Genomic DNA, 13,271 nt, shown 5'->3' with positions numbered 1-13,271 from the left:
GGGCCCTATGACTGGCAGCTACACACAATCAAGCACCAGCACCTTTACGATCACTCATGCCCGCCACATGGCAGCGAAATTGGCCGCCGACCTCAAGCGTATGCAGCGCTTCTATGGGGCGCCCAGCGATGACAGAATCGCCGCTTATGAGACCGAAGTGGTTGAATTGTTGAAGGCCGGCTATCTGGACACAGTCACCTACGGTTTCAAGCGGGGTGATAACTGGATCGAGCCCACACTGCGCTACACCGCAAAAGATCTTGCAGGCATGTCCGGAATCGATGACGATCCCGGCAAGCTCCGCCCAGGCGCAGATGTATCCGGGGCGAGCTTCTACAACTACCTGACGTATTCCTCTGCCTGGTTCACGCTGTCGGCTCCTCAGCGGGAGTCATTTGAAAAGTCGCTTCCATTTCAGCGTACCGGGGCAGCCGAGCCTGGTATCAGCGGAAGCCTGGTGTCTGACCGCAGCTACTCTGCGGGTGGCAAGGCACTCGACCGCCTCAGTGTCAGGAGCTACTAATGCACTCAAAGCCAACCCTTGACGAGTTGTTTGATCAACGTCGCATCTATCCGGACATCGACGCCCGCACCCGATTGGATCGGCTGATTGGCGTGGACGATCAGAAGGCTCGCTTGTCGAAGATTCTCGGCCTGCTAGTCCACCCAGCTGGCCTGGAATTGTGGGCCAAGCGCCATCACCCAGGTGCCGCAACGCTGCTTGATTCCGTACTGCGCCGACCTCCTTTGGTCATTCTTTCCGGTGACGTCGGCTCTGGCAAAACCGAATTGGCAGAGACTATCGGTGATGCCGTGGCGCGACAGGAGAAGATTGATATCACCTTGTTCCCGCTCAGCCTGGCCACCCGAGGCAAGGGACAGGTTGGCGAGATGACCCAGCTACTCACCACAGCGTTCGACTACGCGCTGGCAGAAGCGACCAAATTGCAAGGTCGCGGAAAAAGCACCGGAGGGGTCATCTTGCTGGTGGATGAGGCCGATGCGCTGACCCAGTCTCGGGAATCGGCGCAGATGCACCATGAGGATCGAGCAGGGGTCAATGCCTTCATCAGGGGTATCGATCGTCTGGCGCAGACGAAGGTGCCCGCCGCCGTGATCATGTGCACCAATCGCCTCAACGCGCTGGATCCGGCCGTACGCCGTCGCGCCGCTGACATTTTGACCTTCAACCGTCCTGATTCAGCTCAGCGACGCTACGTCCTGGAACACCAGTTGCGACCGCTGGGTCTATCCTCCGTGCAGATCGAAGGGCTGGTAGAGGCCACTGGAGCGAAGGATGGACAAGAGGTCGGCTTCACCTACTCTGACATCACACAGCGGTTGATCCCCTCGATCGTACTAGATGCTTATCCAGACCGATCGATTGAGAGCAAACGCGCGCTTGAGATTGCTCGCCCAATGCAGCCAACGCCGGCGTTTCAGGATCATGGCTGAGATGCCTTCCCAGCACGCGCCGGGGCGCCGCTGACACTGTTTCGTGTGGCACAGCTGGCTGCCCCACCCCAGTCGCTGCTATTTCACATTGTTGACCAGGCAAGCGCCTGCTGCTGAGTGTATGGAGGTCCCAAGATGTCCCAATGGTCAATTTCACAGCTGCTTTCTTCATTGCATGAGGATGTTCAGCTGCGCCTTGCCACTGTCCGGAAGACGTTCAATCACCCAGGGTCCAAGGGGGATGCCAGTGAGAACGTGTGGATCAGCTTGCTGGATACCTACCTACCAAAGCGCTATCAAGCTGCGAAGGCACACGTGGTGGATAGTCAAGGAAATTTCAGCCAGCAGATTGATGTGGTGATTTTCGATCGGCAGTATTCACCGTTTATTTTCACCTACGAGGGTGAAATCATTGTTCCTGCCGAGAGCGTCTATGCGGTGTTCGAAGCCAAGCAGACAGCGAATGCAGAGCTGGTGGCGTACGCCCAGCAGAAGGTGGCAAGCGTTCGACAGTTGCAGCGCACTAGCCTGCCAATCCCGCACGCGGGTGGGGTCTATCCGCCAAAGGCCTTGATGCCAATTCTTGGCGGGCTGCTGACCTTTGAAAGTGACTGGAGTCCAGCGCTTGGGCCCTCCCTGGAAAGGGCACTGACCGCCAATCCCGGCGACGGGCGCTTGGACCTTGGCTGCGTTGCTGCGCATGGTCACTTCTTCTTTGACCATTCCAAGGATCGCTATCTCTTTGTGAATGAGAACAAGCCCGCGACGGCGTTCCTCTTCAAACTCATCGCCCAACTTCAGTTCAGTGGGACCGTACCGATGATTGATGTTGAGGCTTACGGCCAGTGGCTGACGAAGTGATGGCTTGGTCATGGCAGCTGTTGGGCGCGACATGAGGCATGCCTGCCCGGGTACTCCGCGCTGTTTAGCGAGGAAGCTTGCCTGAGGGAGACGCCTCTAGGCTTCACGCGCTTCGTGCCCAGCTCGAGGTGCACCGAGTGAGGTCGCTGCCTTCCGGCCCGGAGCACGGATGTTTCAACTTGGGGCGTCGCGCGATTAGCTTGTGCACAATCAGCGTCAGCGGGCCAGCGCGAGGCTGGCTGAATCTCTAGCGATGCCGCGACTATCCCTTCCTCCGAGTCCGAGTCCGAGCCCCACCTCGACCACGTGGCGGGGCCGACCTAAAGGAAGAGGTTCGCAACCTCCAATGGCCACCTCGACTGCTGCGAGAGCGGCTCGGCCACAATCATCGATAGCCTGCCGGACAAGAGCATTCCAGTCCCCACAGCATTGATTACGCTCGTTTGAACTACGCCGCCGGGCACAGCCGCTCCATTGGCTTTGCCTCAAATTAGAAGCCGTGCATTGGCGCCGCACCAAATTCATGCACTAGCGTTGTGCAATGTCCAACTACACAGCATTGGCGCGCGCGCGATTGTGGTGCAACACCGCATCGATCCATTGATTAATCAATGAGATACAGAATCATAGTTTTGCGCGTGCAACACCCGCGCTGCAGGCTCCCCCTTCAAATGGCCGCCCCAACACCGGCAGAACCGCGCTCCACAGGCCGAGCCTTTCTCACCCCGTATCCAAACGCCCTCGTGTAGGCTCGGCGCACCACTTAAGGACGGGTTTGGCGATGCGCCTGGCTGATTTTATCGAACAGAATGCGCGGGAAATCCTCGACGACGCGGTGGCATTCGCCGAAACGCAGGCGCCCGATACCGTCGAGTTCAGCGCAAAGCAACTTCGGAATCATCTTCCCCAGATTCTTCAGGCGGTCATAGACGATCTCAGATCGCCGCAGACAGACTCCCAGCAGCTCGCAAAGTCCCACGGGCTTGCACCGTTGAAACCCGGCCCCGAGTCCGCCGCGTCCTATCATGGCCGAACCCGCGCCATCGCCGGCTTTGGCCTCAACCAGATGGTGGCTGAGTATCGAGCGCTTCGGGCTTCGGTACTTCGGCGATGGGCATCCGACCAGCGGCTGGTCACTTCATCGATCGATGACATCCTTCGTTTCAATGAGGCCATCGACCAGGCGGTGGCCGAATCCCTTGCTCAGTTCTCTGCCGAGGTCGAATCCTGGCGGCAGATCTTCCTCGCGGCGCTCGGGCATGATCTCCGAGGCCCGTTGGCAGCGATCATCTTCTCGGCTGACACCCTGGCCAGTGGGCTGCAGGAACCAGCCTTGGCCAAGCAGGCCGAGCGGATCATCAACGGCAGCATGCGCATGAACAAGCTGCTGGACGACCTGCTGGCTTACAGCCGCAGCAAGCTGGGCGATGGGATGGCCATTCATCCGGTGGACTGCGATCTTGCCCAATCGCTTGGCGAGGAAGTCGAATTGCTTCGCGCTGCCCTGCCCCACGTCCCCATCACGTATGAAGTTGAAGGCGATGCCCGCGGTTGCTTCGATGCCTCTTCGTTGCGCGAGGCGGTTCACAACCTCACAACCAACGCTGCAAAGTACGGCGAACACGGCACCGATGTGCGGATCAGCCTTGAGGGCCTCGCCGACCAGATCCTGATCACGGTGAGCAACACGGGGGCCGAACTGTCCGACGAAGCGTTCAACAGCCTGTTCGATCCTTTGCGCCGAGGCTCGCTCAACGCGTCACAGGGAGAACACGCGAGCCTTGGCCTCGGCCTGTTCCTGGTGCGGGAAATCTGCCACGCGCACCGCGGCACTGTCCATGGACGATGGCGTGATGGACGCACCTCATTCGTCATCACGCTCCCGAAGAATGCTGATTGAGGCGACCGCCCTTGCGACGGCACTACAGGAACCTGTGCATCACGAAGACATCGACCAACCCGCGCTGGCCATGCCGGAAGGCCTCCGGCAGCGTTCCAACCACCGCAAACCCCAGCTTCCGGTACAGCGCCACCGCCGGGCCGTTGGTGCTGACCACGTAATTGAACTGCATGGCCAGGAACCCTTCCGCCCTCGCCCGCTCCAGGCTGTGTTCCACCAGGGCTCGGCCCACGCCCCGCCCCTGTGTCGCGGCGTCGACCACATACGTGGCGCTGGCCACATGCGCCCCAAGGTCCGGGAAATTCGGGCCCATCTTGTACATGCCCACAACCCGGCCCTCCAGCACAGCTACATGAGGTGCCTGGGCCTGGAACCAATGCGCGCGAAACGTCTCGACGGCGAAAGAGCCAGCAAAGGGCAGTGCATCCTGCGTCGCAATGGCTTGCTTGAACATGCCCCACATCACGTCGAAATCGCCTGCACGGGCGGGCCGGATATCCATGCGACTCCTGCAGATCTGTGGTGGTGACCAGGCCGGACACTACCAGAATCCAACGCCTGCTCCGTAGCTGCTTCACGCGCCACCGCCATCGGCTCGGCAATAGTTGCAGATATTCCGGCCTTCAGAGCAGTAGATGCCCCCTGTTTCCGCGCACATCCCGCACCGGCTTCGACGGTGGCGTGTTCCTGCCTGCGTCCTGCTGGGCATCTACCTGCTGTACCTGCTGGCCGGCAACATCTTCCTCAACACACCGCTGTTCGACCAGGTCACCAACCGCAAGCCGCACAAGTTCGTGATGACCACTGGGCCGGCCATTACCGTGCTGCCAGGCCATGTCATCGCCTGGAACGTGCACATGCGCGGCCATGTGAACCACACGGTCTACGTGCTGCACGCCGACCGCGCCAGCGCTCGCTTGGCGGTGCTGCCCCTGTTCCAGCGCGAGGTGCGGGTGCCCCGGCTGCAGGCCACCGGGGTTTCGGCCGAGATCAGCCGCGTGGAAGAGGCCATCCCGCCACCGCCGCGCAGCGACCGGGGCTGGACCCTGCGCTTCGACGCCATCCACAGCGATAGTATCCGCAGCGTACGTTTCGGCAAGCTGCTGATCATCGGCCAGGGCCAGGGCACGGTGGGCTTCCTCAAGCAGCTGCGCGGCGGGCCGTCGGAACTGTTCGAATCCGAGGTTGCATTCAGCGATGCCGACACCAGCTTTGACGGCGTGCAGCTGTTGGGCGACATGTATCTCACCGCGCGCTTCAGCTATCCGCGCCATTATCGGGACCAGGCGCCCGGCCTGGCCAAGTTGAAGCTGCTGCATGCCCAGCTCGAGGTCGATGCCCGCAGCCAGGGCCTGCGCATGGACACCAATGCCACAACGCCGAAGATCTCCAGCGCACCAGTGCCCGGACGGCTGCAGGCCGCACTCCACCTGATCGATGGCCAACTGCAGCCCGGCGACCACGCGCTGTGGCAGGTGCCGCTCTACCTGGGCGACGGCGCCCCCGATCGCGGCATGCTGGCGCTGCAACTCAATGTGGCCAGGGATCTGCGCCTGCAGGCCCGCTTGCCGCCAAAGTCCGGTTCAGGCAGCGAGGTGGATGCCGATCTGCATATCAGTGGCCGGGACATTCCTTTCCAACAGCCCGCACTGCTGCTGGAACGCAGCTCTGGCACAGTGCGCGGCGAATGGACGTTCACCTCGCTCAACTGGATCCCTGCCCTGTTCGTGCGCAAGCCGTGGCTGCAGCTGGATGGCGGCGGCACGCTGAAGGCAGACCTGCGCCTTCGCAACGGCGAGCTGACCGAAGGCAGCACCGTGGACATTCCTGCGGCCGAAGCCGTGGCCGAGGTGGCAGGTGTGCGCTTGGCGGGCACGGCCAGCGCCCACGGCGAACTGAAGGCCGGCACGCCCAGCCAGGCGCGGCTGGCCGTCCGGTTGCCCCGCTTCACCGCGCGGCCAAGCGATGCCAAGGACGTACGCCTGTTCGACGGCCGGGATCTGGCCTTGGACCTGACCGGCGACGGCCGCCTGCAGGAACTGCGCAAAGGCGTCCGCGCGCAGCTACGCTTCAGTGAAGCCACCATCCCGGATCTGACCGCATACAACCGCTACCTGGGCTCGCCCCAGGTGCGACTGCTCCGTGGCACCGGCACCGTCAGCGGTGACGCGACCCTCGATACCGACGGGCGCGTCGGCCATGGCACGGCCCGGCTGTTGGGGCGCAACGCCAGCGCCAGGGTTGCGGGGCTGGACATGGGCGGCGATATCGACGTCAACGCAACCCTGCGCCGCGGTGACTTCAGCCAGCGTCATTTCGATCTGTCCGGCACCACGGTCGAGCTGCGCAACGTGCAGGTGGCGGGCACGCAGGGCTCGACGGCATGGAAAGGCCGCGTGGACTTCAAGCGTGGGCGCATCGATGCGCAGTCGCCGTTCCAGGTGGATGCGACCACGGACCTGGATCTCAGCGATGCACGACCGTTGCTGGCGCTGTTCGCAGAGCGCACCGATTACCCGCGCTGGACCTTGTCCCTGCTGGATTCCGGCCAGGTGCAGGCCCAGGCGACGCTGCGCTGGCGTCCGGGCCATCTGGTCATCGACGGGCTGCAGGCCGAGAACGATCGCCTTTCGGTGCGCGCGCGGCTGGATCTGCTGGACCAGCGCAAGCGCGGCGATCTCTACCTGCGCTGGGGGCTGCTGGGCGCAGGGATCGAGCTGGACGGTGACCGGCGCCAATGGCATCTGGCCAAGGCACGCGAATGGTTTGACCAGCAGCCTTCCCTGCTGCCCGCGGGCCAGGGCACGGGCGCCGTCGGCTCTTCGGACTGAAGGCAATCGCCTGCATCCATTGGCGGCCCCGGTGCGTATACACCGACGCCCCAATCGACGAGTTGCACGCAATGAACAAGCGCACACAGGCCTATGGCCTTCTGGGATGGGGGGCGATCACCTTCGCCGCCGCCGCACTGGGCGCGTGGGCCTCGACGTCCGCCGCCAGCTTCTATGCCACGCTCGTCCTGCCGGCATGGGCGCCGCCTGCCGGTCTGTTTGGCCCGGTATGGACCCTGCTGTACGCCATGATGGCGATTGCGGCGTGGCTGGTCTGGCGGGAGCGCGGCTGGCGCGGCGCGCGGCCTGCGCTGTGGCTCTATCTGGTGCAGCTGGCCATCAATGCACTGTGGAGCTGGCTGTTCTTCGGCTGGAAGCTGGGCGCCCTCGCCTTCGTCGACATCCTGGTGCTGGTGGCGCTGGTGTGCGCGACGATGCTCGCGTTCGTGCGCGTCCGCACGATGGCAGCCATACTGCTGCTGCCCTATCTGGCCTGGATTTGCTTCGCCTCGGCGCTCAACTTCGCAGTCTGGCGTGCCAACCCCGGGCTGCTGTGATAGCGCGCCGCATCGCTTACGCCTGGGCCACGACCTGTGGGCGCCAGTTCCTCAACAGCGCCGGCTTGAACGCCTGCTGCCCGCAGCCGGTGGGGCAACGCACCACACGCGCCGACGAATGGCTGACCAGCCCTTGTCCTTCTTCGGCCTTGAACACCGTCTCGCAGGACAGGCAACGGGCCACCAGCGAATACAGGTGCAGCAACCGGCCACTGGCGGGGTCCTGCAGGGCATCCACATCCAGCAGTTCGAACTGGCAACTGTCAGCCAGCATGCGGTACGGCGTAGAAGGCAGGGTCTGCAGGTTCACGGGCGTGGTATCCGACGGAAGTCGAGCCACCCTAGGGCAGCCGCTGTCGAGCCGGCGTGCAGCGCAGATGCACTGGCCGCGAAGCCGGCAGAGACGCCTGCCGCATGCGCATCGCTGCTTGTATGAAGAATTCAGTTTCAGATGGAGGACACGCCACATGCACAGGGAGGTAGGCGGATACGCTCTTTTGCTTCACCATCCATGGTTACCGGATACACCGCTGGGTCGTTCCTGCCCTTCACGAATGATGAGTCCCGCCCTTGATGCCTTCTGCTGAGCCCACGCACGACGCTGCCCTGTCGCGTTGCGCGCGCGAACCGATCCATACCCCCGGCGCGATCCAGCCGTACGGTGTGCTTCTGGTGGTGGAACCGCACTCGCTGCAGGTGCGTGAGCGCGCCATCAGCCACCCCGCCCTGCTGCAGCAGTTCGGCGAGCCGTTGATGCAACACGTCGCCGAGGTGATGGGTGGCGTGCTGGCGCCGTTCCAGGCGGTGTTGCAGCAGGCCACGGTTGGCAGCAGCGCACACGTGGGCGCGGTGCATCTGGATGGCCATGGCCGCCACCAGCTGCTCGTGCACCGGTCTGCAACCGACCTTCTGGTTGAACTGGAGGCGCCGGTTCCGGGCCAGCCCGGTTCGCTGGAAGAGCTGTACCCGGCGATCCGCGAGCTGATGTCCGGCATCGAGACCGCCACGACGGTGGAAGACCTGTGCAGGCTGGCCGCCGCGCATGTGCGACGCCTCACCGGCTTCGACCGCACCCTGGTCTACCAGTTCGATGCAGGCTGGAATGGCACGGTGGTGGCCGAGGACGGCAACGGCCTGCTGCCATCCTATCTGGACCTGCGCTTCCCCGAATCGGACATCCCCGCCCAGGCGCGTGAGCTGTACCGCCGCAACCGGGTGCGCCTGATTGCGGACAGCGATTACACCCCTGCACCGCTGCTGCGCGCGGAAGCGCATCGCGACGCGCCGCCCACCGACCTGAGCCTGGCCGTGCTGCGCAGCGTCTCGCCCGTGCACCTGCAGTACATGCGCAACATGGGCACCGGGGCATCAATGTCGGTGTCGCTGGTGCACGAAGGGCGGCTGTGGGGCCTGGTGTCCTGCCACGCGGTGCAGCCGCGCCGCCTGCCGTACCACGTGCGTACGGCCTGTGAGTTCATGGGCCAGATCCTGTCACTGCAGATCGCGCTGAAGGAGCGCGCGCGCGCGATCGAGGAACGCGTGGCCCGTCGCTCGGTGCTGGTCAAGCTGCTGGCACGCATGGCCGGGGACGAAGAGTTCATGGCGGCGCTGCGCCACGATGAGGCCAGCCTGCTGTCGCTGACCGGCGCGGCCGGCGCGGCCATCGTGCACAAGGGGGACTGCATGCGCGTGGGGCAGTGCCCGCCCCCCAGCGAGGTGCTGGCCCTGGCCGACTGGCTGGCCAACCAGCACGCCGGGCAGGAAATGTACTGCACCGATCATCTCGCCGCCGACTGGTCGCCTGCCGCGTGCCTGACCGACGTGGCCAGTGGCCTGCTGGCGGTGTCGATCTCGCAGCTCCATCACAGCTACCTGATGTGGTTCCGGCCGGAGGTCGTGCGCACCGTGCGCTGGGGGGGCGACCCGCGCAAGACCGAGGCACCCGGCGTGGCCCTGTCGCCGCGCAACTCGTTCGAGGCGTGGAAGGAGACCGTGCAGCAGCGCAGCCTGCCGTGGAGTGATGCCGACTGCGATGCCGCGCACGAAATGCGCACCGCCATTGTCGACATCGTGCTGCGCAAGGCCGAGGAAATGGCGGAGCTGAACGAACAGCTGGTGCGCAGCAACAAGGAACTGGAAGCGTTCTCGTATTCGGTCAGCCACGACCTGCGCGCTCCCTTCCGCCACATCGTCGGCTACTCGGAGCTGCTGGGCAGCTCTGCGGGCGAGCGCCTCAACGACACCGAACGCCGCTTCCTCGACACCATCGTGGAATCGGCGAAATCGGCCGGCACGTTGGTGGATGACCTGCTCAGCTTCTCGCAGATGGGCCGCTCGACGGTGGGCAGGGTGCGGCTGGACATGGCTGCGCTGGCCGAGGACGTACGCAGGACGTTGGCCCTGGACTATGCCGGCCGCGAGGTGCAGTGGACGCTGGCGCCGCTGCCGGAAGTCGAGGCCGATCCGACCATGCTGCGCCTGGTCTGGCAGAACCTGCTGGGCAACGCGATCAAGTTCACCCGCGAGCGCGAGCAGGCGGTTATCGAGGTCGGCCACGAACGCAACGACGACGAAGACCATTTCTTCGTGCGCGACAACGGCTGCGGCTTCGACATGCGCTACGTGGACAAGCTGTTCGGCGTGTTCCAGCGCCTGCATCACGTCGAGGAATTCGAAGGCACCGGCATCGGCCTGGCCAATGTGCGCCGCATCATCGGCCGCCACGGCGGCCGCACCTGGGCCGAGGGCGAACCCGGCAAGGGCGCCACGATCCATTTCACCCTACCCCGTTCCACAGGAGATCACCCATGAGGGACCTGCGGCCGATCCTCCTGGTCGAGGACAGCCCCAAAGACGCCGAGCTGACGATGGCCGCGTTGTCACGCTGCCAGCTGCTGAACGACGTCATCCACGTGCGCGATGGCGCCGAGGCGCTGGAGTACCTGCGCTGCGAAGGCAAGTTCGCCGGCGCCATGCACGGCGGCCCGGTCGTGGTGCTGCTGGACCTGAAGCTGCCCAAGGTCAATGGCCTGGAAGTGCTCGAACAGGTCCGTGGCGACGCGCAGCTGAGCAGCACCCCGATCGTGATGCTGACCTCCTCGCGCGAGGAACAGGATCTGGTGCGGAGCTACGAACTGGGCGTCAATGCATTCGTGGTCAAGCCGGTCGATTTCAAGGAATTCTTCGATGCCATCCAGGGGCTGGGCATGTTCTGGGGCATCACCAACCAACCACCGCCGCACCGGCCCAACGGTTCGGGGCAGCACCATGCGTGATGGATCGCGCCGCAGTGAGCGCCTGCGCATCCTCATGCTGGAGGACAGCGCGCTTGACGCGGAGCTGATCAGCGCACAGCTGCAGCGCGCAGGCCTCGACTTCGAGGCCGAGCGGCTGTGGACCCGCAATGCGTTCATCGAGGCGATCGACAATCGCCCCTTCGACATCATCCTGGCCGACCACGTACTGCCCGGATTCGATGGCGATGCCGCCCTTGCGCTGGCGCGCGAGCGCATCCCGCACACGCCTTTCATCTTCGTCTCCGGCACCCTGACCGAAGAGCTGGCCGTGCAGGCCTTGACCCGCGGCGCACGCGACTATGTGGTGAAGCAGCGCCTGCAGCGCTTGCCGGATGCCATCCGTCGCGCGCGGCAGGAAGCCCACGAGCGCAACCAGCTGGTGCAGGCGCAGGCTGCGCTCAATGAGAGCCAGGCGCAGCTGCAGCAGGTGACCGACGCCGTTCCGGCGCTGATCGCCCGGCTCGACAAGGACCACCGCTACCGCTTCGCGAACAAGGCGTTCCTGGATTGGCATGGCGTGAGCCAGGCCGAATTGCTGGGACGCCTTGCCCGCGATGTCAGCGGCATCAGCGCCTTCGAACGTGCCCTCCCCAGCCTGGAACGCGTGCTGCAGGGCGAGCGCACCAGCTTCCAGGTCGAGCTCGTGCATCGCAGCGGCCAGTCACGATTCGTGCAGATGGACTGCGTGCCGGAGCATGCCGCCGATGGCAGCGTGGCCGGCTACATCTGCATGGGCAGCGACGTATCGGTGTTGAAGCAGGCCGAACTGGCCCTGCGTGAGGACAACCAGGCCCTGGAGCAGCAGGTGCAGGCGCGCACCGCCGAACTGCGGGCCAGCAAGCGGCGGCTGCAGGCGATCTTCGAATCCAGCTTCCAGCATCAGGTGTTGCTGGATCTGTCCGGGCGCGTGGTCGATGCCAATGACGCCTCATTGGCCGCCGTGCTGGCGGACAAGAAGGACATTGTCGGCCAGCGCTTCGGCGAATCCCTGTGGTTCGCCAACACCAACGGCGTCGGCGCGGTGGTTGACCAGGCCGTCGCCGCGGCGGCGCAGGGTCGCAACTCGCTGCATTCCCTCGAGCTGGAGCTGCCCACCGGCCGGCGCAGCTTCGATGTCTCGCTGCGCCCGCTGCTGGACGCCGACGGCGTGGCCACCGCCGTGGTATCGGAGGCGGTGGAAACCACTGCGCGGCGGCAGGCCGAGCATGCGCTTCGCCAGTCGCAGAAGATCGAGGCGGTCGGCCAGCTCACCGGCGGCATCGCGCATGATTTCAACAACATCCTGACGGTGATCTCGGGCAACATCGAGCACGCCATGCTGCTCAGCGAACGGGCCGGCGAAGCCGGCGCGATGGCCAGCCGTGCCCTGGACAATGCCCTGAAGGGGGTTGGCCGTGCCGCCAGCCTCACCCAGCGCCTGCTCGCCTTTGCCCGGCGCCAGCCGCTGCACAGCCAGGCAGCCAACCTCAACGAGTGCCTGCTGGACATGCAGGACATGCTGCGGCGGGCGCTGGGCGAACTGGTGCAACTGGACATCCGCACCGCCGAGGACATCTGGTGCGTGGAGATCGACATCAGCCAACTGGAAGCGTCGGTGCTGAACCTGGCGGTCAATGCGCGCGACGCGATGCCGCACGGCGGCCGCTTGGTGATCGAAGTCGACAACAGCCACCTCGACCACGACTACGCCGCATTGTTCCCGGATGCTTCCCCCGGCGAGTATGTGATGCTGCGGGTGCGCGACAACGGCCACGGCATGGACGCGGCCACCCTGGCGCGCGTGTTCGAGCCGTTCTTCACCACCAAGCAGGTCGGCCGCGGCACCGGGCTCGGCCTGTCGATGGTGCACGGCTTCGTCAAGCAGTCCGGTGGCCACGTGCTGATCGATTCGGTGGAAGGCGGCGGTACCAGCATCACCATGATGTTCCCGCGCTCGCCTCTGGCGCTGCCGTGCGAGGCTCGCGTCCCGCAGACGGGCCTGGCCGGCTACTCGCCACGCGAGGAAACCGTGCTGGTGGCCGAGGACAACGACGATGTCCGTGCGCATACAGTCGATGCGCTGCGCCTGCTGGGCTACCGCGTGCTGGAAGCGCACGACGGCCCCTCGGCGTTGCGGCTGCTGGAACGGCCGGACACCAAGGTCGACCTGCTGTTCTCGGACGTGGTGATGCCGGGCATGTCCGGCTGGGAGCTGGTGCGTGAGGTGCGTGAACGCTGGCCGGCAATCGCGGTCCTGTTCACGTCAGGCTATCCACGCGACCACGATGCGGTTGGCGCGCTGGGGCGTGCAGCCGCCCTGCTGCCAAAGCCATTTACCCGCAGTGACCTTGCGCTGGCAGTGCGCACCGCGCTGGAGGCTGCGCCGCGCTGA

At 64.7% G+C, this 13,271-nt stretch carries 11 protein-coding genes; 9 read left to right on the top strand and 2 right to left on the bottom strand.

Going from position 1 to position 13,271, the window contains the following annotated elements; all coding sequences use genetic code 11:
• The first annotated feature begins 7 nt into the window (after positions 1–7).
• The 4 genes from AC5P98_RS21100 (at position 8) to AC5P98_RS21085 (ending at position 4,216) form a co-directional block, all read left to right on the top strand.
• Complete coding sequence (locus AC5P98_RS21100) at positions 8–523, top strand: HORMA-1 domain-containing protein (RefSeq protein ID WP_026070608.1); 516 nt, start codon at positions 8–10, stop codon at positions 521–523.
• Complete coding sequence (locus tag AC5P98_RS21095) at positions 523–1,455, top strand: AAA family ATPase (protein WP_017355006.1); 933 nt, start codon at positions 523–525, stop codon at positions 1,453–1,455. Before AC5P98_RS21100 ends, AC5P98_RS21095 begins: the two co-directional genes overlap by 1 nt.
• Before the next feature lie 135 nt (positions 1,456–1,590).
• Complete coding sequence (locus AC5P98_RS21090) at positions 1,591–2,316, top strand: DUF6602 domain-containing protein (RefSeq protein ID WP_495230205.1); 726 nt, start codon at positions 1,591–1,593, stop codon at positions 2,314–2,316.
• Between the two features lie 781 nt (positions 2,317–3,097).
• Complete coding sequence (locus AC5P98_RS21085; RefSeq protein ID WP_049405300.1) at positions 3,098–4,216, top strand: sensor histidine kinase; 1,119 nt, start codon at positions 3,098–3,100, stop codon at positions 4,214–4,216.
• Positions 4,217–4,238: 22 nt separating this feature from the next.
• Here AC5P98_RS21085 and AC5P98_RS21080 read toward each other — a convergent pair whose 3' ends face one another.
• Entirely contained in the window at positions 4,239–4,718 is a 480-nt protein-coding gene (locus AC5P98_RS21080) for a GNAT family N-acetyltransferase (RefSeq protein ID WP_049405298.1), read from the bottom strand.
• A gap of 133 nt (positions 4,719–4,851) precedes the next feature.
• On the opposite strand from AC5P98_RS21080, the gene AC5P98_RS21075 reads away from it, so the two are divergent.
• Together AC5P98_RS21075 and AC5P98_RS21070 are read left to right on the top strand one after the other, a co-directional pair.
• A complete protein-coding gene (locus AC5P98_RS21075) occupies positions 4,852–7,047 on the top strand; it encodes an AsmA family protein (RefSeq protein WP_495230204.1) in 2,196 nt (731 codons plus the stop codon).
• Between the two features lie 71 nt (positions 7,048–7,118).
• Positions 7,119–7,604 (top strand): TspO/MBR family protein, encoded by a 486-nt coding sequence (locus AC5P98_RS21070; protein ID WP_049405294.1) that lies wholly within the window; start codon positions 7,119–7,121, stop codon positions 7,602–7,604.
• Between the two features lie 16 nt (positions 7,605–7,620).
• Here the strand turns inward: AC5P98_RS21070 and AC5P98_RS21065 are convergent, their stop codons facing one another.
• Positions 7,621–7,914: a hypothetical protein gene (locus tag AC5P98_RS21065; RefSeq protein WP_014647137.1), complete on the bottom strand. Its 294-nt coding sequence runs from the start codon at positions 7,912–7,914 to the stop codon at positions 7,621–7,623.
• Positions 7,915–8,177: 263 nt separating this feature from the next.
• Between AC5P98_RS21065 and AC5P98_RS21060 the strand changes: the two genes are divergently transcribed.
• From AC5P98_RS21060 to AC5P98_RS21050, 3 genes are read left to right on the top strand one after another with little or no spacing between them, the layout of a single operon-like run.
• A complete protein-coding gene (locus tag AC5P98_RS21060; protein ID WP_049405293.1) occupies positions 8,178–10,415 on the top strand; it encodes an ATP-binding protein in 2,238 nt (745 codons plus the stop codon).
• Positions 10,412–10,879, top strand: a complete 468-nt coding sequence (locus AC5P98_RS21055; protein WP_046430516.1) for a response regulator — start codon at positions 10,412–10,414, stop codon at positions 10,877–10,879. Before AC5P98_RS21060 ends, AC5P98_RS21055 begins: the two co-directional genes overlap by 4 nt.
• The gene (locus tag AC5P98_RS21050; RefSeq protein ID WP_262085333.1) at positions 10,872–13,271 is read left to right on the top strand and encodes a response regulator; all 2,400 of its coding nucleotides are present in this window, start codon (positions 10,872–10,874) and stop codon (positions 13,269–13,271) included. Before AC5P98_RS21055 ends, AC5P98_RS21050 begins: the two co-directional genes overlap by 8 nt.

This window comes from Stenotrophomonas sp. YJH_SMC_135, assembly GCF_059372355.1.
This window is presented reverse-complemented; position numbering and strand designations above follow the sequence as displayed.

Bases quoted from the DNA above. Each gene is read 5' to 3' on its own strand.
- AC5P98_RS21060 (WP_049405293.1), top strand. From the start codon at position 8,178: ATGCCTTCTGCTGAGCCCACGCACGACGCTGCCCTGTCGCGTTGCGCG.
- AC5P98_RS21080 (WP_049405298.1), bottom strand. From the start codon at position 4,718: ATGGATATCCGGCCCGCCCGTGCAGGCGATTTCGACGTGATGTGGGGC.
- AC5P98_RS21090 (WP_495230205.1), top strand. From the start codon at position 1,591: ATGTCCCAATGGTCAATTTCACAGCTGCTTTCTTCATTGCATGAGGAT.
- AC5P98_RS21085 (WP_049405300.1), top strand. From the start codon at position 3,098: ATGCGCCTGGCTGATTTTATCGAACAGAATGCGCGGGAAATCCTCGAC.
- AC5P98_RS21095 (WP_017355006.1), top strand. From the start codon at position 523: ATGCACTCAAAGCCAACCCTTGACGAGTTGTTTGATCAACGTCGCATC.
- AC5P98_RS21100 (WP_026070608.1), top strand. From the start codon at position 8: ATGACTGGCAGCTACACACAATCAAGCACCAGCACCTTTACGATCACT.
- AC5P98_RS21050 (WP_262085333.1), top strand. From the start codon at position 10,872: ATGCGTGATGGATCGCGCCGCAGTGAGCGCCTGCGCATCCTCATGCTG.
- AC5P98_RS21070 (WP_049405294.1), top strand. From the start codon at position 7,119: ATGAACAAGCGCACACAGGCCTATGGCCTTCTGGGATGGGGGGCGATC.
- AC5P98_RS21055 (WP_046430516.1), top strand. From the start codon at position 10,412: ATGAGGGACCTGCGGCCGATCCTCCTGGTCGAGGACAGCCCCAAAGAC.
- AC5P98_RS21075 (WP_495230204.1), top strand. From the start codon at position 4,852: ATGCCCCCTGTTTCCGCGCACATCCCGCACCGGCTTCGACGGTGGCGT.